Genomic DNA, 17,627 nt, shown 5'->3' on the forward strand with positions numbered 1-17,627 from the left:
CGGTCATGCGCTGTCCGTTCTGCCGGCACGACGACACGCAGGTGGTGGATTCGCGCGTGTCCGAGGACGGCGCCGCGATTCGCCGGCGCCGCCGCTGCTCCGCCTGCGACAAGCGTTTCACCACCTATGAACGGGTCGAACTGGCGCTGCCGGCCGTCGTCAAGAAGGACGGCAGCCGCACCGAGTTCGATCGCCGCAAGATCGTCGCTAGCATGCAGCTGGCGCTGCGCAAGCGCCCGGTGGCGGCGGATGCGATCGACGCGGCGGTGGCGCGCATCGAATACCAGCTGCTCGCCACCGGCGAGCGCGAGGTGCGCAGCGAAAAGCTGGGCGAACTCGTGATGAACGAGTTGCGCGGCCTCGACACGATCGCCTATGTCCGGTTCGCGTCGGTTTACCGGCGCTTCGAGGACGTATCGGAATTCGCCGACGTCATCGAGGAATTCCGCCGCGCGGGGCCGTCGAAGGCACCGCGCAAGCGCTGATTCCGCACCTTCCGATTTCATTCCCGATCTCCTGAAGCCGATCTCGCCGTGACGATTGTCACCGGCGCGGTCGGCTCACGCCATTCGGCCGTTCGGCCAATGGCGCGCCCGCGTTCGCCCCGCTACAGTCGAGGCGTCGTGTCGGCGGAGCGGGATCATGCGGGACCGAGCAAGAGCGGCGGGCGTCACGCTCGTCGAATCGATGGTGGCGATCGCGCTGGTGGCGCTCGTCGCCACCTATGCGATGCCGTCGTTCGTGGCGTGGCGGCAGCGCGACCGGGTCGATGCGCGTGCAACGGCCATGCTGGCCGCGCTCGCGGCCGCGCGCGTCGAGGCCGTGTCGCGCGGCGTACGCGTTGTGCTGTGCCGCGGCGACGGCAGTGCCGGGCAGCCTTGCCTGGCGGCGCAGCATCGTTGCGACGGTGAAGGCGCGTGGTCGTGCGCCTGGGCGGTGGTGGCGCTCGACGCGGCGGCACCGGGCGATACGGCACGCGGCACGGTGCTGCGCAGAATTCCGGCCGACTCCGGCGTGCGGGTCGAGGGCGCCGTGGCCGACGTCGTGTTCACGCCGCCTGCGGGACAAGTGATCGGAGGCTTTCGGCGCTTCGAATTCTCGGCGCGCGCGCGAATTTCCTCGACGGGCGGGCCCGTCGCCTCGCGCTGCCTGCGGATTGCGGCCGGCGGCCGGGCCCGGTTGTCGCCGGGACGCTGCGGAGCAGCCCGATGAGGCGCGCGCGAGCGGTCATGGCCGGCAGCTCCCTGCTCGAGGTCGCGATCGCACTGCTGCTGCTTGCCGGAGCGACGGTCGGCGTACTCGGCGCGCAGCTCGCGATGCGCCACGTCGAAGCCGATCTGTCGAGGCGCGCGCAGGCGTGGCGGCTTGCGGATTCGCGCGCCGAGCTGGCGCGCAGCGAGAGCGTGCCGACGGTCGACTGGGCGCGCGCCGCGCCTGACCTGCCCGGCGCGCGGTTCGACACGTCGGCGCGCGACGGCCACGCGCTCGTCACGGTGTCGTGGCGGCGTGGCGGCCACGGTGCCGCGCCGGCTGTCTGCAAGCCGCGCGTGAGCGGCACGCGCCAGCCGGCCGGCTGCGTGGCGCTCGCCTATGCGGCGGAGCTGTCGCCATGAGCAGGTGGCGGCGTCAGCGCGCGCACTCGCTGGTCGAGGCGCTCGTCGCCTTGGCGCTGGCGGCGGTCGTGCTGGCCGCCGCCGTGGCGCTGTACCGGACCCAGCGCGACGCCTATGTCGCGTCGGTCGATGCCGCGCGGGCGCGCGACGCGGCAGCGGTTGCGTTGACGCTCGTCGCGCAATCGGTGCGGATGGCGGGTTTCGTGCCGCTCGACATGCGCATGGCCGGCTTCGCCCCGCTATTCGGATGCGCGTCGGCGCGCGCGGCCGGCGACGCCATGCGGCCGGCCTGCGTCGCGGCGACCGACGGCTCCGACGGTCTGCTGGTGCGCTACGTCGGCGACGTCCGGTCCACTTGGCCCACCGCAGACGGGCGCGTGACCGACTGCCTGGGGCAGGGCGTCGGCGCCGCGGGCGACCGGCCGCTGGTCGTCAACCGCTATTTCGTGCGGCAGGGCAGGTCGGCGGGCGTCCCCGAGCTGTATTGCGAGGGCAGCGGCCGGCCCGGGGTCGCACAGCCGCTCGTGGAGGGCATCGAACGGCTGCGCCTGCGTTACCGTCTGCGGGGGCGGCCGGCATGGCGCGACGCCTCGGCGCTGGCGGCCGACGCGTGGCGCGAGGTGGTCGCGATCGAGGTCTGCGTGCAGGTGCGAGGCACGGCGCCGGCACCGGCCGGGCGCTACATCGACTGCGATGGCATCTCGCAAACGAGCCGCGACGGGCGGCGCCGCTGGATCGCGCGGCGCTGGCTGTCGCTGCGAAACACCGTTGCGCCGGTGGGCGCAACGGGAGCGAACCAATGAATCGGACGGATGGTGCGCAGCCCTCGCCGCGCCCGGGCCATGCAGTGCCGTGCGCGTATCCGCGCGCGGCCGACGGGTCCAGGCGTCGGCGCCGCGCGGCAGCCGGCGCCGTCTTCGGGCGGCCGTGCCGCCGTGCGCGATCGATGGCCTCGGCCTTGCCGGGCGTGCTGACGATCGTCGCGGCGCTGCTCGCGGCGAGCGCGGGCTGGTTCGAGGTGTCGATGACCGATGCGCGGTCGGTCGGGGTCTACGCGTCGCGCAGCATCGCGCTGCACGCGGCCGAAGCCGCGCTCGATGTATGCGAGCGGCGTCTCGCCGAGCGCGTTTTGTTCATCGCGGAGACGGCTCCGGTGGCTGTCGGCATGCCGTCGCCCACCGTGCGCCGCACGTCGATGCCGATGCAACCGGGCCGCGCCGGTGCGTCGTCTGCCGAGCCCCTCATGTGGCGGCAGCCGGGGGCGCTCGATGGCCCGCCGGCATGGCGGCCGTTCGCGACCTGGCCGGGCGCGGCTGCGCCGCCTGCTTGCCTGATCGAGCGTTGGCCGATTGCGTCGCACCCGCGCTGGCGCGCTTATCTGATCACGGCACGCGGCACCGGCGCGACGCACGCAACGACGGCCTGGTTGCAACTGCAGCTTGCATACGATGATACGCGTCGGGTCGCGCGGCGCTGGCGCCGGGTTGCGGCGCCGCCGTCGTGAGGGAGGGAAAGCGTCATGCATATCGAGCGCATCGTGGCGCGCACCAACGCGGCAGGCCGCAGTGCCGGCGGGCGGCCGCGTGCGGGCTTCACGCTCGTCGAACTGGCGATTGCGCTGGCCGTGGCGGCGCTGATCGCCGCGTTCGCGGTGCCGTCGTACCGGCGTCAGATCGCACGCGGCCACCGGCTCGGTGCGGTGACGGCGCTGTATCGCGCCGCTCACGAACTGGCGGCGCGCAGCCACTTCGAGCCGCCCGGGCGCGAACTGTGGCTCGGCAACGTGCCCGAGCAGGGCGCGCCCGTCTACCGCCTGGCGGTGCGTGCGGCACCCGATGACGGTGGTTACGTATTGAGCGCGACGCCGGTCGGGCAGGGGCCGATGCATGACGATCGGTGCGGCACGTATCTGTTGAGCGCAGACGGCGCGCGCCGCAACCGCTCGCCTGGCGCTACGGGCACCGGCGAGGTGCGGGACGGTTGCTGGACGATGCGTTGAGGCCGGCGTGCCGCGCCGGCGATTGTCGGCGCGAGGGGGGCGAGCGAAGGGGCCGAGCGAAGGGGCAGGCAGGCGGCTGGGCCGCCGGCAAGCAGGCCGCCCAGCGGCGCCTGCCGCGCGCCCGCGCGGCCCGCCGCCGGCGTTACGAGCGGCCGTCGTTCCTGCGCGCTCCGGCAGCGGCCGGCGTGGAGCCGGCCTGCCGCGCCTCGGCCGCGGTCTTGTCGCGCTGCGCGCCGCGCCAGATCTGGTAGGCTTCCCAGACGGCGAAACCGATCGAGCCCCATTTGATCGCCGGCCCGGCACTCTTCACCACCAGCGTGCGGACCGGCTTCGCCAGCACCACCGAGGCGAGCGAGCTGAGCAGCGGATACTGGCCCACCAGTGCGCCGAGGCTGGCATTGAGTCCCTTTCCCGACTTGCCGAACGCGCCGCGGCCGGAGAAGCCCGGTATCAGCAGCTTCAGCCAGCGGAAGTGCGTGACTGCCTGGCGCAGCTCGCTGCCGGCCTGGGCGAGTTCGAGACGCTCGACGTCCGAGCGCAGGATCAGCAACTCCTTGCGCAGCGCACGATATTGCGTGGCGTTGAGCCGTCGCCGCGAACGCGGCGGGCGGAACGGTTCATCCGGTGCGGATTGGTTCATGGCGCGTGGGCGTGAAGTGGGTCAGGGCTTGCCGCGAAACAGCTCGCGGTCCTTTTCGAGCTCGTGCAGGGTCGCCTCGAAGACGCTCGGCGCTTCGCGCAAGCCCATGCGGGCCTTGATTCCGCAGCCGATCGCGCCGATCGCGTAGACCGCCGTGATGGCGGCGAGCGACTGCCAGCGGTAGGTGTCCCAGAAGGCGATCGCAACCAGCACGGTCAGACTGATCAGCGCCATCGTCGCGAGCATCATCGCGGCAAGACCGAGGAACAGCACCCCGATCAGGCGTTCCTTCTCCTCGGCGAGTTCGATCCCGACCAGCTCCAGCCGGGTTTGCAGGAGCGCGAATACGGAACCGAGCAGGCGGCGCAACGGGCCGTGTTCGGCGCGGGGCTGTGGCGTATCTGTCGTCATGGATGGGAGCGCTTGGCGCGTGCATGAACTGGCCGGGCCGGCCGGCGCAGGTGGCGCTGGCCGGCCCGGCAGCGGAGCGCGGCGCCGCTCGCGGGCGCCGCCGTGGGGCTTACTTGCGGTTGATCAGCAGGCCGATCAGCACGCCGACGCCGGCCGCCACGCCGATCGAGGTCCACGGATGCTCGTGGACGTAGTCGTCGGTCGCGCGCACCGCCTTCTTGCCTTTCTCCACGACCACGACCTGAACGTCGGCGGCCTTGTCCTTGGCCTGCTTGAGGCGCGACAGCGCCTTTTCGCGCAACTCCGAGGCGCGGTCGCCGGTGGTGGCCGCCGCTTGTTTCAGCAGGTCTTCCGCATCCGCGAGAACGGTTTTGATATCCGACATCAGTTTCTCCTTGTTGACTTCCGACATTGCAACTCCCTTTGTGCAGAGGTACCGCGTAGACCACATCCTAGCGAAACCCGTGCCTGCTGGCGAGCCATGCGCCTAAACCTTGCACAGGCGAGTCATACGTTGTTTCAAGCCATGGTAAACGACTGGCCATGTGATGAGGGAGTGAAACGCGAACCAAAAAGTTTCCCCAATCTTTCAAACGCGCCGGCAAAAATAACAAATACTCATGAATATCTGACGGAATAATCGTTGCCGCAACAGCCGGTTGACGTAAGCTAGAAGGCTCGGCTGCGTGCTTGCCGCGCGCGGCATCCGTCATCGAATCATCACCGCAGGAGGAGCACCATGAGTCTACGTCTCGGCGACACCGCGCCCGATTTCGAGCAGGATTCGAGTCTCGGCCGCATCAAGTTCCACGAGTGGCTCGGCGACAGCTGGGGTGTGCTGTTCTCGCATCCGGCCGACTATACGCCCGTCTGCACCACCGAGCTGGGCCTGACCGCCAAGCTCAAGGACGAGTTCGAGAAGCGCAACGTCAAGGCGATCGCGCTGTCGGTCGACAATGTCGAATCGCACAAAGGCTGGATCAACGACATCAACGAAACGCAGGCGACCAGTGTGAATTTTCCGATCCTCGCGGACAGCGACCGGAAGGTGTCGGAACTCTACGACATGATTCACCCGAACGCGAACGAGACGCTGACGGTGCGTTCGCTGTTCGTGATCGATCCGAAGAAGAAGGTGCGCCTGACCATCACCTATCCGGCCAGCACCGGCCGCAACTTCGACGAAGTGCTGCGCGTGATCGATTCGCTGCAGTTGACCGACAACTACAAGGTGGCGACGCCGGGCAACTGGAAGGACGGCGACGACGTGGTGATCGTGCCGTCGCTGAAGGACGAGGACGAACTGAAGCAACGCTTTCCGAAGGGCTACAAGGCGCTGCGTCCGTACCTGCGCCTCACGCCGCAACCGAACAAGCAGTGAGACGGCGCGCGGCGCGAGCCGCGCTTGCCTGCCGGCTTGCCGGCCGCACCAACCGCAACGGGCATCGCCGATCGCGCTGCCCGTTTTGCATGGCGCCTGCCGGCGGCGGGGCCGGGCCTAGCGCCTGAGGGCGGGCCGGGGTCACGAGAACGCCTGGATGCCTGTCTGCGCGCGGCCGAGGATCAGCGCGTGGATGTCGTGGGTGCCCTCGTAGGTGTTGACGACCTCGAGGTTGACCAGGTGGCGCGCCACGCCGAATTCGTCCGAGATGCCGTTGCCGCCGAGCATGTCGCGCGCGAGCCGCGCCACCTCGAGCGCCTTGCCGCACGAGTTGCGCTTCATGATCGAGGTGATCTCGACGGCGGCCGTGCCTTCGTCCTTCATGCGGCCGAGCCGCAGCACCCCCTGCAGGCCCAGCGTGATCTCGGTCTGCATGTCGGCGAGCTTCTTCTGGATCAGCTGGTTGGCCGCGAGCGGGCGCCCGAACTGCTTGCGGTCGAGCACGTACTGGCGCGCCGTGTGCCAGCACGATTCGGCCGCGCCGAGCGCGCCCCACGAAATGCCGTAGCGCGCCGAGTCGAGGCAGGTGAACGGGCCGCGCAGCCCCTTCACGCCGGGCAGGCGGTTTTCCTCGGGCACGAACACCTCGTCGAGCACGATCTCGCCGGTGATCGAGGCGCGCAGCCCGACCTTGCCGTGAATCGCCGGCGCCGACAGCCCCTTCCAGCCCTTCTCGAGAATGAAGCCGCGGATCGCGTCCTCGCCGTTTTCCTCGAGCTTGGCCCACACGATGAACACATCGGCGATCGGCGAATTGGTGATCCACATCTTCGCACCCGACAGCACGTAGCCGCCCGGCACCGGCTTCGCGCGCGTGCTCATGCCGCCCGGGTCCGAGCCGTGGTCAGGCTCGGTCAGCCCGAAGCAGCCGATCCATTCGCCGCTGGCGAGCTTGGGCAGGTATTTCTGCTTCTGCGCCTCGGAGCCGAACGCGTTGATCGGCACCATCACCAGCGACGACTGCACCGACATCATCGAGCGGTAGCCCGAATCGATGCGCTCCACCTCGCGCGCGATCAGCCCGTAGCTGACGTAGTTGAGGCCCGGGCCGCCGTACTGCTCGGGAATCGTCGGGCCGAGCAGCCCGATCTCACCCATCTCGCGGAAGATCGTCGTGTCGGTCTTCTCGTGGCGGAACGCCTCGACCACGCGCGGCGCGAGCTTGCCCTGCGCATAGGCGCGGGCCGCGTCGCGGATCATCCGCTCGTCGTCGCTTAGCTGCTGGTCGAGCAGCAGCGGATCGTCCCATTGGAAAGCGGTGGTGCTCATCGTGTCGGCTCCTTGCTTGACTGGAGTTCCGCACTGCGGAACAATGTTTTGCAATTTTGAGATTGAGTGTACACCGTGTCGAATTTCGCCCGTATCGACGAAGCGCTCGACCAGCGCAAGTTCGTGACGGCGCTCGCGCGCGGGCTCGAACTGCTGCGCGCGTTCCGGCCCGGCGAGCCGCTGCTGGGCAACCGCGACCTGGTCGAGCGCACCGGCTTGCCCAAGGCCACCGTGAACCGCCTTGCCTACACGCTGACTGCGCTCGGCTATCTGCGCTTCGACGCGGCGCTCGGCAAGTACGCGCTCGACGCGGGCGTGCTCTCGCTCGGCTATGCGCTGCTGTCGGGTTCGGGCACGCTCGATCTCGCGCGCCCGCACATGCAGGCGCTGGCGCGCGAGGTCGGGGCGGCTGTTTCACTCGGCTGCCGCGAGGGCCTCGAGATGATCTACCTGGAGACGATCCGCAGCGAGACCGCGCTGACGCTCGGGCTCGCGCCCGGTTCGCGGCTGTCGATGCTGACCAGCTCGATGGGGCGCGCCTATCTGGCGGTGCAGCCGCCCGAGGTGCGTGCGGCGCTGCTCGCCCGGCTGAAGCAGGCGGCAGGGCCGGCGCGCGTGGCGGCCGCGCGCGTGGCCGCGGCCGAGCGCGCGCTCGACGATTTCGCGGCCGATGGCTGCTGTTATTCGTTTCGCGACTGGCATGACGACGTCAACGCGGTGGCGGTGCCGTTTCGCGAGCCGCACCAGGCACGCTGGCTGATCCTCAGCTGCAGCGGGCCGGCCTCGTCGATGGGGGAGGCGCTGTTTCGCGAGCGCATCGGGCCGCAATTGCGCGCGCTCGCGCGCCGGCTCGGCGAGCTCGCCTAGCGCGCGGCGGCCTGCGCGCCGGTGCCGGCGGTGTGCCGCGCGCCAACCCGGCCGCGCGGCGTCAGACCGGCGCGGGCTGGGTGAAGGCCGGCCCCTGCATGAGCCGCACGTCGTACTGGCGCAGCAGCAGGAATTGGGCCTCGTCGATCACGTGATCGAAGATGATCGGAATCCGCACGCGCTGCGCATAGCCGACCAGCGCCTTGACCATCCCGTCGCGCAAGGCGATCGCCGCATCCATCTTGATGTAGTCCGGGCGCGCCATGTCCGACTCGACCGCGAGAATCCGGCCCGGATCGGGCAGCTTGTCGGCCACCTTGAAGCCGTGGTGCTGGTAGCTCCTGGTCAGGTAGCCGAGGAACGTCTTGTGAGCGACGGCGGCGGCCGGCAGCTCGATCACGATGCGCTCGGGGCTCAGCCCGAAGCTGCGCAGCACCGTCGAGAAATGCTTGCCATGATCGTACTTCACGCTTTTGAGCAGCCGCTCGTGAACGCGCAGGAACAGCAACCCGTGGCGCTGCGGCCCGAAGAAGTTGATCGCGTGCAGCGCGCGCGAAAGGCGATCGACGGCCACCAGCGTCGGGTCGTCGGCGATCGCGTCGAACGGATCGTACGGCGCGCCGCTCGCGCGCAGCACGGCCTGGAAACCGAGTTCGTCGCCATAGCGCTCGATCGCGTCGGCGAACGACGAAGATTGCGGCGCGCCGGGCATCGTCACGTCGTAGATCGGCTCGTAGACGCTTTCGAGTGTCAGTCCCGGCAGGCTGGCGATCGCGGTGTCGCCGCCCGGCGCCAGCGCGAGATGTTCGCGCAGGTAGGGCAACTGGCTGGCTCGGTCGACCAGTTCGGGAATGGTGGGCGGGATCATGGATTCGTCGAGTGGGCGAACGGCCGCGACGCGGCGCGATGTCTTCAAGGATAGTAGCAGCGCCCGATTCGTGCGGTTCGGCGTTTTGCTGATATCGATATCGGCGCCGCGCGCTCAGGGTATACGGCGATTTCTCAGTTCGTAATTCATTTTACGATTGGAAATTCCCAGATCGAGGCCCATCGAGCGGTGCAAGCCGGCCTCGAATGCCTGCGCGGCCCGTGGCGCCGCGCCGCTTCCGGAGACACGCGATGCCCCTGATTGCCCTGCGCCAGCCGACGCCTCGCGACGCCGTGGCCGGCCGCCGTGACGGCCCGCCTCGATGCCGGCGCCGCCGCGCCCGCCCCGTGCCCGCCGGGAGCGCGCGATGAGCGCGCCGCAGGCGGGGCCGCGCACGCTCGAGATCGAGCGCGTGATCGACGAGACGCACCGGCCGGGCTTCCAGGCCGCGCTGTTCGCGTTGTGCGGCGCATGCCTCGTGATCGACGGCTTCGACGCGCAGGCGATGGGCTACGTCGCGCCGAGCGTGATCGCCGAGTGGGGCGTCGCGAAGGCCGCGCTCGGACCGGTGTTCAGCGCGAGCCTGTTCGGCATGCTGATCGGCGCGCTGGGGCTGTCGGTGCTGGCCGACCGGATCGGCCGCCGCCCGGTGCTAATCGGCGCGACGCTGTTCTTCGCGCTGGCGATGCTCGCCACGCCGCTGGCCGCCTCGATCACGTCATTGATCGCGCTGCGCTTCGTGACCGGGCTTGGCCTTGGCTGCATCATGCCGAACGCGATGGCGCTGGTCGGCGAGTTCAGCCCGGCCGTGCATCGCGTCAAGCGCATGATGTTCGTGTCGTGCGGCTTCACGCTGGGCGCCGCGCTCGGCGGGTTCGTCAGCGCCGCGCTGATCCCGGCCCTCGGCTGGCGCGCGGTGTTCGTGGCGGGCGGGGCGGTGCCGCTCGCGCTGGCGCTGGCGATGCTTGCCTGGCTGCCGGAATCGCTGCAGTTCCTGGTGCTGAAGGCACGCATGGCGCGCGCCCGCGCCTGGCTCGCGGCGTTCGCGCCGGCGCTTGAGATCGACGCGCGGACGCGGCTCGTGGTGCGCGAGCCGGCCGCTGGCGCCGCGCCCGTCGCCGAGCTGTTCCGCGCGGGCCGGCTGCCCGTCACGCTGCTGCTCTGGGCGATCAGCTTTCTGAACCTGATCGATTTGTATTTCCTGTCGAACTGGCTGCCCACCGTGATGCGCGACGCCGGCCATTCGTCGCAGGCGGCCGTGATCGTCGGCACCGCGCTGCAGACGGGCGGCGTGGCCGGCACGCTGCTGCTGGGCGGGTTCATCGAGCGCCATGGTTTCGTGCGCGTGCTGTCCGCCTGCTTCGTCTGCGCCGCCTTGTCGGTGGCGGCGATCGGCGCGGTGGCGGGCTCGCTGCCGTGGCTGCTGGTGGCGGTGTTCGCCGGCGGCTTCTGCGTGGTGGGCGGGCAGCCGGCTGTCAACGCGCTGGCCGGCCACTATTATCCGACCGCGCTGCGCTCGACCGGAATCGGCTGGAGCCTTGGGGTGGGCCGCATCGGCTCGGTGCTCGGGCCGCTCGTGGGCGGCCAGCTGATCGCGCTCGGCTGGTCGAACGGCGCGCTGTTTCTCGCCGCCGCGCTGCCGGTGCTGGCCTCGGCATTGTTCGTGCTGAGCCTCGGCCTGGCCACGCGGCCGGCCGATGGCCAGGCGCGGCGCACGGTGTGAGATGCGAATCGGGCTCGAACGGCGACGCGGCCGGTGATTGGCGCCCGCTTCAGACCTCGCGTGCGGCCGCCGCCGGCAGGCGCCGGCGTTCCCACCACGCGGCGATCACGAACATCAGCGAGGTGGCCACCATCACGCCCACCAGCGCGTCGTCGCCCCAGGCGTTCATCAGCGAGCCGGCGACGGCCGGGCCGGCGAAGCTCGCGACGCTCCACGAGGCCGACACGAGCGAGCTCGCGGTGACCAGCGCGGCGCCGCGGAAGCGTTCGCCGCAGGCGACGATCGACAGCGTGTAGGTGCTGCCCGCCGCCGCGCCGATCACGAACAGCAGCGGCCAGCAGAGCCACGGGTTGGTGATCACGAGCGGCAGCAGCGGCAGCAGCAGCGTGACGACGATGCCCGCACCCAGGTGGACGCGCGCGCGGCCGAGCTTGTCGGCGAGCCAGCCGATCGGGAACTGCATGGCGGTGTCGCCGAGCAGCGTCACCGACGCGAGCAGTACCGCGATGCCGCTCGCCACGCCGCGCTCGATCGCGTAGATCGGCAGCAGCGACAGCGCGAGCGTGTCGAACAGCGCGAAGAACGCGGTGCCGATGATCAGCGCCGGCATCCGCGGCAGCACGCGGCGCCACTGCGCGCGCGACGCGCCGTCGTGCTCGCCGTGCCGGCCGGCAGCCGCGCCGGGCGGCTTGCGAATCGCCGCCAGCGTCGGCAGCCCGAGCAGGAACAGCGCGCCGCACAGCGCGAAGCGGATGCCGTGCAGCCCGGCGATCTCGCTGACGAGCGCCGGCCCGGCCATCTGGAACAACGTGAAATTGGTGGCGTAGATCGCCACCACGCGGCCGCGCGTGGCGTCGTCGGCGAGCTCGTTGACCCAGGCCTCGCCGATCGTAAACAGCAGCATCAGCGCGGCGCCGCAGAGTGCGCGCAACAGGCCCCAGACGGCGAGATCCGAGGTGACCTGCATCGCGGCGGTGGCCGCGGCCACGATCAGCACCGATGCGACGATCGATTCGCGCGCGCCGTAGCGCTGCGTGAGGCGCGTGACGAACGGCACGACCGCGAGGCCGCCGCCTGCCTGCGCGGCGGTCAGTATGCCGACCACGCCGGTGCCGTGACCGGCCTCGGTCAGCGCGAGGGCCGTGAGCGGCAGGGTCGCGCCGGTGCCCAGGCCGACCACCGCGACGCTCAGGATCAGTGCGAGGAAATCACGGTTGAGGATCGCTTTCATCGGCCGAGATGCTACACCGGCCCTGCGGTTCGAGCCATGAGGCAGCGCCGCGCGCGAGCGAATCGGCATGCGCGTGCGGCATGTTGACGGTTTTGCCGTGCCGCGAACCGGCCGAGGCCGGCGGCCACCATCGCAGCGGCCTTAGCTGGCCGCGAGCGTCCGGGCGGATGCGCCGCACCGGGCGCGCTCGGCGAGCACGCCCGGCACGCGGGCCGGCAGGCCCGCGCCCGGCTCAGGCCAGCGGCACCGGCCCGGCCAGCGGGCGTCGTTCGAGCGACGCCGAGCACAGCGTCAGCGCGAGCGCGCCGAGCGCCAGCGCCGCGCCCAGCCACGGCAACTGCGCGAGCGGCACGCCGGCACCGATCGCGAGGCCGCCGAGCCAGGCGCCGCCGGCGTTGCCGAGGTTGAAGGCGCCCTGGTTCAGCGTCGAGGCGAGGTTCGGCGCCTCGCTCGCGCGATCGACGATCAGGATCTGCGCGATCGGCACGATCGCGAACGCGAGCACGCCCCAGGCGAAGATCGTCGCGAGCGCGGGAATCGGCAGGCGCAGGGTGCCGCCGAATACCGCCTGCGCCAGTCCGATCAGCGCCAGCGCCACGATCAGCGAAGGCATCCGGCGCCAGTCGGCGAGCTTGCCGCCGATCATGCCGCCCACCGTCAGCCCGAGGCCGAACAGCAGCAGTACCAGCGTGACCTCGTGCGGCGAGAAATGCGTGACGTCCTCGAGGATCGGCGTGATGTAGGTGAACACCGAGAACAGGCTGGCCGAGGCGAGCGCGCTGATGCCGAGCACCATCAGCACCTGCGGGTTGCGCATCACGCGGAATTCGCGTGCGATGCTGGTGGACGGCATCGCGAGCTGCCGCGGCAGGCACAGCGCCAGCGCGCCGGCCGCCAGCACGCCGATCGCGGTGACGGCCCAGAACGTCGAGCGCCAGCCGAAGGCCTGACCGAGCGCGGTGCCGAGCGGCACGCCCAGCACGTTGGCGAGCGTGAGCCCGGTGAACATCAGCGCGATCGCCTGCGCGCGGCGGTTCGGCGCGACCAGGCTGCTCGCGACCACCGAGCCGATCCCGAAGAACGCGCCGTGGCAGAACGCGGTCACCACGCGCGCGGCCATCAGCAGGCCGTAGTTCGGTGCGATCGCGCACAGCAGGTTGCCCGCGATGAACACGCCGATCAGGCCGAGCAGCGCCTGACGGCGCGGCATCCGTGCCGTGACGATCGCCAGGATCGGCGCGCCGATCGTCACGCCCAGCGCGTAGCCCGACACCAGCATGCCGGCGGCGGGAATCGAGACGCCGAGATCGAGTGCGACATTAGGTAGCAGCCCCATGATGACGAACTCGGTGGTACCGATACCAAACGCGGCAAGGGCGAGAGCGAACAGGGGCAGCGGCATCGGGCGGTTCCGGGAAAACGGGCCGGGCTCGCGCGCCGCCGGATGGGGCGCGCTCACGGCGTGGCGGGAAGGTGCCGCGATTCTATCTCAGTAAAAACCCGGATCAGAAAAGCAATGAGAGGGGCCGGATCAGCTGTTGTGCGGCGGCGACGCGGCCTCCGATGCGTCCGATGCGTCCGATGCGTCCGATGCGTCCGATGCCGGCGCGCGGGCCGGGCCCGGCCCGGCGTTCCAGCCGTTCTCGAACAGGCAGGCTTCGAGCGGCAGGCGCGCGGCCCAGTGCTCGGCCTCGAGCATTGGCCGTTCGTAGAAGGCGTCGACATGGCCGATGCAGAGCACCGCGATCGGCTTCGCGCCGTCGGGCATGCCGAGCAGGGCGCGCAGCGCGTCGACGTCGAACAGCGATACCCAGCCCATGCCGAGCCCTTCGGCGCGTGCGGCGAGCCACATGTTCTGGATCGCACAGGCGGCCGAGGCGAGGTCCATCTCGGGTAGCGTGCGGCGCCCGAACACGTGCCGTTCGCGGTCGTCGGCCAGCGCCACCACGAGAAGCTCGCCGCATTCGCGAATTCCTTCCACCTTGAGGCGCATGAACGCGTCGCGGCGTTCGCCGAGCGCGTCGGCGGTCGCGCAGCGCTCGGCCTCGACGATCGTGTGCAGGCGCTCGCGCAGCGCGCGGTCGGTGATCCGGATGAAGCGCCACGGCTGCATGAAGCCGACGCTCGGCGCGTGGTGGGCGGCGCGGACCAGTCGCGCGAGCACGGCTGGATCAACCGGGGCGGACGTGAAATGGCGCATGTCGCGCCGCTCGAAGATCGCCCGATAGACGGCGGCGATCGCGGAATCGTCGAAGCGCATGGAGAAGCGGAGGAGGGCTACAGGGCCGGGGCGAGCCGGCGGACGAGCGCAACGATAGCAGATCCGCCGACGCGGCCGCGCCGGTGATGGCCGCAGCCCAAGGCGAGGCGGCGTGGCCTGGCCGCATGACAGGACACGTTGGACGCGTGGCACGTGCGGTGCGTGCCGGGCCCGCCAGGATCAGCGCGCGGCGGCCTGCCCGGCTGCCGCCGCCTGGGGCTGGGCCCTCCGGATCGCACCGCCGCGGCGCGTGTCGCCGCTGGCGACGGGGCGGTCCGCGGTCATGGGTGCGGCTATTCGCCGCATTCGACGACGGCGCCGGCCGCCGCCGCCCGCGTCATTGCAGGCCGGTGGTGACGACCTCGGCATGTTCGCCGAGCGTGTCGTGGACGTAGCCGTAGCGGCCGTTCGAGCGCGCGCCGAAGTGATAGAGCGCGTGCTCGACGAAGCTGCGCGTGCGCGCCGGCACGAACTGGCGGTTCGGATAGACCACCGCGAGCTGCGCGTCGGGATCGTCGATCCGGTAGTCGGCCAGCAGCCGCACCAGTTCGCCGCGCGAGATCGCGTCGGCCACGAAGCTCTCCGGCAGGATCGCGATGCCCGAGCCGGCCATCACGGCGGCGCGCACCAGCCAGGCGTCGTTGATCGTGTAGGACGGCTGCAGCGTGACGAGGTGCGCGAAGCGGCCGGCATCGACGAAGCGCCATGCGAAGCCGTGCGTGTCGAGTGGCAGCGTGATGGCCGCGTGCCGCGCGAGTTCGTCGGGGCGGTGCGGCTCGCCGCGCTGTTCGATATAGGCCGGCGAGGCGATCGCCACGAACGGGTCGGGCGCGAGCGCATGGCTCACGAGCGCGGGGCCGTCGTCGATCCGGCGGCCGGCCACGATCGCCGCGTCGTAGGAGGTGTCGAGCCCGTCGATCGGCCCGTCGGCGATGGTCAGTTGCACGCGCACCTTCGGATACTGGCGGCGGAAGCCGTCGACCAGCGGCGTCAGCCGTTGCGGCGAGAGCGCCCCCGACACGGCGATGCGCAGCGTGCCCACCGGCTCGCGGATGGTGTGCGCGACCGAGGCCTCGAGGTGATCGAACTCTTCGAGCAGGGCGCGGCAGCCATCGAGATAGCGGGTGCCGGCCTCGGTCAGCGACAGGTTGCGCGTGGTGCGGTGGATCAGGCGTGTGTTCAGGTGGGTTTCCAGCATCGCGATCGATCGCGTGACGAGAGCGTTCGATACGCCGAGCTTGCGCGCGGCTTGTCGAAAGCTCTGCAGTTCGGCGACGCAGACGAACACTCTCATGGTTTGGATCTGGTTCATAGCTTGTCGGCCCGTTCGGATGATTTTGGTTGTGTAATTGCCGTGTCGAGAATGGTCCCGTCAAGCGCTGTCGGATCAGCACGGGGCGATTATCGTAATACCCACGACAGCTTAAATTGTTCAATAAAGTCGGTAACGCAGTCAACCCGTTAATTGGTTATCGTCGCCGGTATTTTTAACAGGTTTGGCTTGCCGGAACGTGGTTTCATTTTTCATCAATCTATCAAATCCCTTGTTCTATAAGGGTTTTGGGAGCGGGCTGGGAATTCCTTGCTTTCCTGGAAAGAATTTTTGCGGTTTTTGATTTCACGATTTCCGAAGATTCGGAATTCAGAATGAGGTGGGCGGAAATGCTTGAAGCGGGACCTTGGCCGGTGCCGCCGCGCGCTGCCTGATTAACCGCCGCCGTGCAATTCCGATAATCCGGAAACTCGCCCCGGATAGCTTCCGGCGGTGCCTGGGCCCTGGCGCGCTCTTGCCGCCAAGCTGCGGCGAAGGCGCCGTGAACGTGGCGCGAACGCGTCGCGAAGACGCGGCTGGCGCGGGTCAGGCCGCGGCGCGGCGCTAGGCGCGCAAGGCTTGCCCGGCAGCCGGGCCGGGTCCGGTTCCAGACGGGCCGGCGGCGCGACGCCGGCGAGCGGGGCTTGCGTGCGGGGCCGGTTCGCGGAATGATCGACGGTTGCGGTGCGCCGCACCGCATCAACCGCTTCCGCCGAGCCTTCGCCCATGTCCCATAACGATTATTCGCCGATTCCCTGCCCCGTCGTGGTCCCGCTCGACGCGATCCTGCCCGAGGAGCCGCTCCTGATGATGGGCGCCGGCCCGGTGCCGATCCCGGCCGCGGTCGCCAAGGCCAACGCGATCGTGATCAACCACCTGGGCGCGACCATGGCGAAGATCATCGAACAGGTGAAGGAGATGGCGCGCTACGTGTTCCAGACGCGCACGAAGTGGGTGCTCGGCGTGGCCGGCCCCGGCTCGGCCGCGATGGAGATGGCGATCTCGAACCTGGCCTGGCGCGGCACGCGCGTGCTGTCGATCCGCAACGGCTTCTTCAGTGCCCGGATGGCCGAGATGGCCACGCGCATCGGCGCCGAGGTCGCGCTGCTCGACGTACCCGACCGCGAGGCGGCGAACCTCGCGGCGGTGGCCGCCGCGATCGAGCGCGAGCGGCCCGAGATCGTGACGATCGTCCACGGCGAGACCTCGAACACGGTCTGGAACCGGCAGCTGCGGGAGATCGCGGCACTGGCCAAGGCGGCCGGCGCGCTGGTGGTGGTCGACGCGGTCTGCACGCTGTCGACCATGCCGCTCGAGATGGACGGCTGGGGCATCGACGCGGTGATCACGGGCGGCCAGAAGGGGCTGTCGTCGATTCCGGGCGTGTCGCTGATCGCCTTCTCCGATGCCGCCTGGGAGCGCATGAAGCAGCGCCCCGAGCCGAACGCGCACTGGTGCCTCGACATGGCGCTCGCCGAGCACTTCTGGCACAACGCCGGCTACCACTACACGGCGCCCGTCTCGGGCGTGCTCGCGCTGCACGAGGCCCTGCGCCTCGTCTGCCAGGAAACGCTCGAAAGCCGCTACGCGCGCCACCAGCGCTGCGCGCTCGCGCTGCAGGCCGGAATCGCGGCGCTCGGCCTCGAGCTCTATGCGCCCGAGGCGTGCCGGCTCAATTCGGTGGTGGGCATCCGCGTGCCCGAGGGTCTCACGCCGGGCATGATCTGCGGACACATCTCGAAGCAGTATCAGGTCGAGATCTCGGGTTCGTTCGGCCTGCCGATCGTGCGGATCGGGCAGATGGGCGAGCAGTGCCGCGAACACAACCTGTTCCGTACGCTGCACGCGTTCGGCCGCACCATGGTCGACCTGAAGGTGCCGGTCGATCTGTCGGGCGGCGTCTCCGCGCTCGAACAGGCGCTGTCGAACCGGCTCTGAGAAACGCGGCCGGCCCGCGCGGGCCGGCACCGGGCTCGGCGGCGGGGCGGGGCAG

Annotated in this window: 19 protein-coding genes; 10 read left to right on the plus strand and 9 right to left on the minus strand. The window is 70.2% G+C overall.

Annotated features, from left to right (window positions below; translation table 11 throughout):
* Positions 1-5: 5 nt before the first annotated feature.
* The 6 genes from nrdR to KS03_RS20545 all read left to right on the plus strand — a co-directional run bounded on the left by nrdR (position 6) and on the right by KS03_RS20545 (position 3,612).
* On the plus strand, positions 6-485 hold the full coding sequence (gene nrdR / locus KS03_RS20520; RefSeq protein ID WP_012734762.1) for a transcriptional regulator NrdR: 480 nt from the start codon (positions 6-8) through the stop codon (positions 483-485).
* Between the two features lie 157 nt (positions 486-642).
* Positions 643-1,212, plus strand: a complete 570-nt coding sequence (locus KS03_RS20525) for a pilus assembly FimT family protein (RefSeq protein WP_012734763.1) — start codon at positions 643-645, stop codon at positions 1,210-1,212.
* Positions 1,213-1,229: 17 nt separating this feature from the next.
* Positions 1,230-1,613: a hypothetical protein gene (locus KS03_RS20530; RefSeq protein ID WP_012734764.1), complete on the plus strand. Its 384-nt coding sequence runs from the start codon at positions 1,230-1,232 to the stop codon at positions 1,611-1,613.
* Complete coding sequence (locus KS03_RS20535) at positions 1,610-2,416, plus strand: type IV pillus assembly protein (RefSeq protein ID WP_012734765.1); 807 nt, start codon at positions 1,610-1,612, stop codon at positions 2,414-2,416. The genes KS03_RS20530 and KS03_RS20535 overlap by 4 nt, the downstream gene beginning before the upstream one ends.
* A 164-nt stretch (positions 2,417-2,580) precedes the next feature.
* Positions 2,581-3,117: a pilus assembly PilX family protein gene (locus tag KS03_RS20540; RefSeq protein WP_232252278.1), complete on the plus strand. Its 537-nt coding sequence runs from the start codon at positions 2,581-2,583 to the stop codon at positions 3,115-3,117.
* A gap of 15 nt (positions 3,118-3,132) precedes the next feature.
* Positions 3,133-3,612, plus strand: a complete 480-nt coding sequence (locus KS03_RS20545; RefSeq protein ID WP_012734767.1) for a type IV pilin protein — start codon at positions 3,133-3,135, stop codon at positions 3,610-3,612.
* Between the two features lie 142 nt (positions 3,613-3,754).
* On the opposite strand, the gene KS03_RS20550 is transcribed toward KS03_RS20545, so the two are convergent.
* The 3 genes from KS03_RS20550 to KS03_RS20560 all read right to left on the minus strand — a co-directional run bounded on the left by KS03_RS20550 (position 3,755) and on the right by KS03_RS20560 (position 5,075).
* Positions 3,755-4,252 carry a DUF3318 domain-containing protein gene (locus KS03_RS20550; RefSeq protein WP_012734768.1) on the minus strand — a complete coding sequence of 166 codons (498 nt, stop codon included), beginning with the start codon at positions 4,250-4,252 and terminating at the stop codon, positions 3,755-3,757.
* A 21-nt stretch (positions 4,253-4,273) separates the two neighbouring features.
* On the minus strand, positions 4,274-4,663 hold the full coding sequence (locus tag KS03_RS20555; RefSeq protein WP_012734769.1) for a phage holin family protein: 390 nt from the start codon (positions 4,661-4,663) through the stop codon (positions 4,274-4,276).
* A gap of 109 nt (positions 4,664-4,772) precedes the next feature.
* Positions 4,773-5,075 carry an ElaB/YgaM/YqjD family protein gene (locus tag KS03_RS20560; protein WP_012734770.1) on the minus strand — a complete coding sequence of 101 codons (303 nt, stop codon included), beginning with the start codon at positions 5,073-5,075 and terminating at the stop codon, positions 4,773-4,775.
* A 327-nt stretch (positions 5,076-5,402) separates the two neighbouring features.
* On the opposite strand from KS03_RS20560, the gene KS03_RS20565 reads away from it, so the two are divergent.
* The gene (locus KS03_RS20565) at positions 5,403-6,044 is read left to right on the plus strand and encodes a peroxiredoxin (protein WP_012734771.1); all 642 of its coding nucleotides are present in this window, start codon (positions 5,403-5,405) and stop codon (positions 6,042-6,044) included.
* A 141-nt stretch (positions 6,045-6,185) separates the two neighbouring features.
* On the opposite strand, the gene KS03_RS20570 is transcribed toward KS03_RS20565, so the two are convergent.
* Positions 6,186-7,373 carry an acyl-CoA dehydrogenase gene (locus KS03_RS20570; RefSeq protein WP_012734772.1) on the minus strand — a complete coding sequence of 396 codons (1,188 nt, stop codon included), beginning with the start codon at positions 7,371-7,373 and terminating at the stop codon, positions 6,186-6,188.
* Positions 7,374-7,439: 66 nt separating this feature from the next.
* Here KS03_RS20570 and KS03_RS20575 point away from each other — a divergent pair, with 66 nt between their 5' ends.
* Positions 7,440-8,240, plus strand: a complete 801-nt coding sequence (locus KS03_RS20575; protein WP_012734773.1) for an IclR family transcriptional regulator — start codon at positions 7,440-7,442, stop codon at positions 8,238-8,240.
* A 61-nt stretch (positions 8,241-8,301) separates the two neighbouring features.
* Here the strand turns inward: KS03_RS20575 and KS03_RS20580 are convergent, their stop codons facing one another.
* The gene (locus tag KS03_RS20580) at positions 8,302-9,108 is read right to left on the minus strand and encodes an EAL domain-containing protein (protein ID WP_012734774.1); all 807 of its coding nucleotides are present in this window, start codon (positions 9,106-9,108) and stop codon (positions 8,302-8,304) included.
* A 367-nt stretch (positions 9,109-9,475) separates the two neighbouring features.
* Between KS03_RS20580 and KS03_RS20585 the strand changes: the two genes are divergently transcribed.
* Positions 9,476-10,831: an MFS transporter gene (locus tag KS03_RS20585; protein WP_012734775.1), complete on the plus strand. Its 1,356-nt coding sequence runs from the start codon at positions 9,476-9,478 to the stop codon at positions 10,829-10,831.
* A 49-nt stretch (positions 10,832-10,880) separates the two neighbouring features.
* On the opposite strand, the gene KS03_RS20590 is transcribed toward KS03_RS20585, so the two are convergent.
* The 4 genes from KS03_RS20590 to KS03_RS20605 all read right to left on the minus strand — a co-directional run bounded on the left by KS03_RS20590 (position 10,881) and on the right by KS03_RS20605 (position 15,634).
* Positions 10,881-12,062 carry an MFS transporter gene (locus tag KS03_RS20590; protein WP_012734776.1) on the minus strand — a complete coding sequence of 394 codons (1,182 nt, stop codon included), beginning with the start codon at positions 12,060-12,062 and terminating at the stop codon, positions 10,881-10,883.
* 232 nt (positions 12,063-12,294) lie between these two features.
* Complete coding sequence (locus tag KS03_RS20595; protein ID WP_012734777.1) at positions 12,295-13,464, minus strand: MFS transporter; 1,170 nt, start codon at positions 13,462-13,464, stop codon at positions 12,295-12,297.
* Positions 13,465-13,593: 129 nt separating this feature from the next.
* Positions 13,594-14,322 carry a 5,6-dimethylbenzimidazole synthase gene (gene bluB / locus KS03_RS20600; RefSeq protein WP_045678884.1) on the minus strand — a complete coding sequence of 243 codons (729 nt, stop codon included), beginning with the start codon at positions 14,320-14,322 and terminating at the stop codon, positions 13,594-13,596.
* A gap of 337 nt (positions 14,323-14,659) precedes the next feature.
* Positions 14,660-15,634 carry a LysR family transcriptional regulator gene (locus KS03_RS20605; RefSeq protein ID WP_012734779.1) on the minus strand — a complete coding sequence of 325 codons (975 nt, stop codon included), beginning with the start codon at positions 15,632-15,634 and terminating at the stop codon, positions 14,660-14,662.
* Positions 15,635-16,360: 726 nt separating this feature from the next.
* On the opposite strand from KS03_RS20605, the gene KS03_RS20610 reads away from it, so the two are divergent.
* Positions 16,361-17,572 (plus strand): pyridoxal-phosphate-dependent aminotransferase family protein, encoded by a 1,212-nt coding sequence (locus KS03_RS20610; protein WP_012734780.1) that lies wholly within the window; start codon positions 16,361-16,363, stop codon positions 17,570-17,572.
* Positions 17,573-17,627 lie beyond the last annotated feature (55 nt).

It is taken from the genome of Burkholderia glumae LMG 2196 = ATCC 33617, assembly GCF_000960995.1.
GTDB lineage: Bacteria > Pseudomonadota > Gammaproteobacteria > Burkholderiales > Burkholderiaceae > Burkholderia > Burkholderia glumae.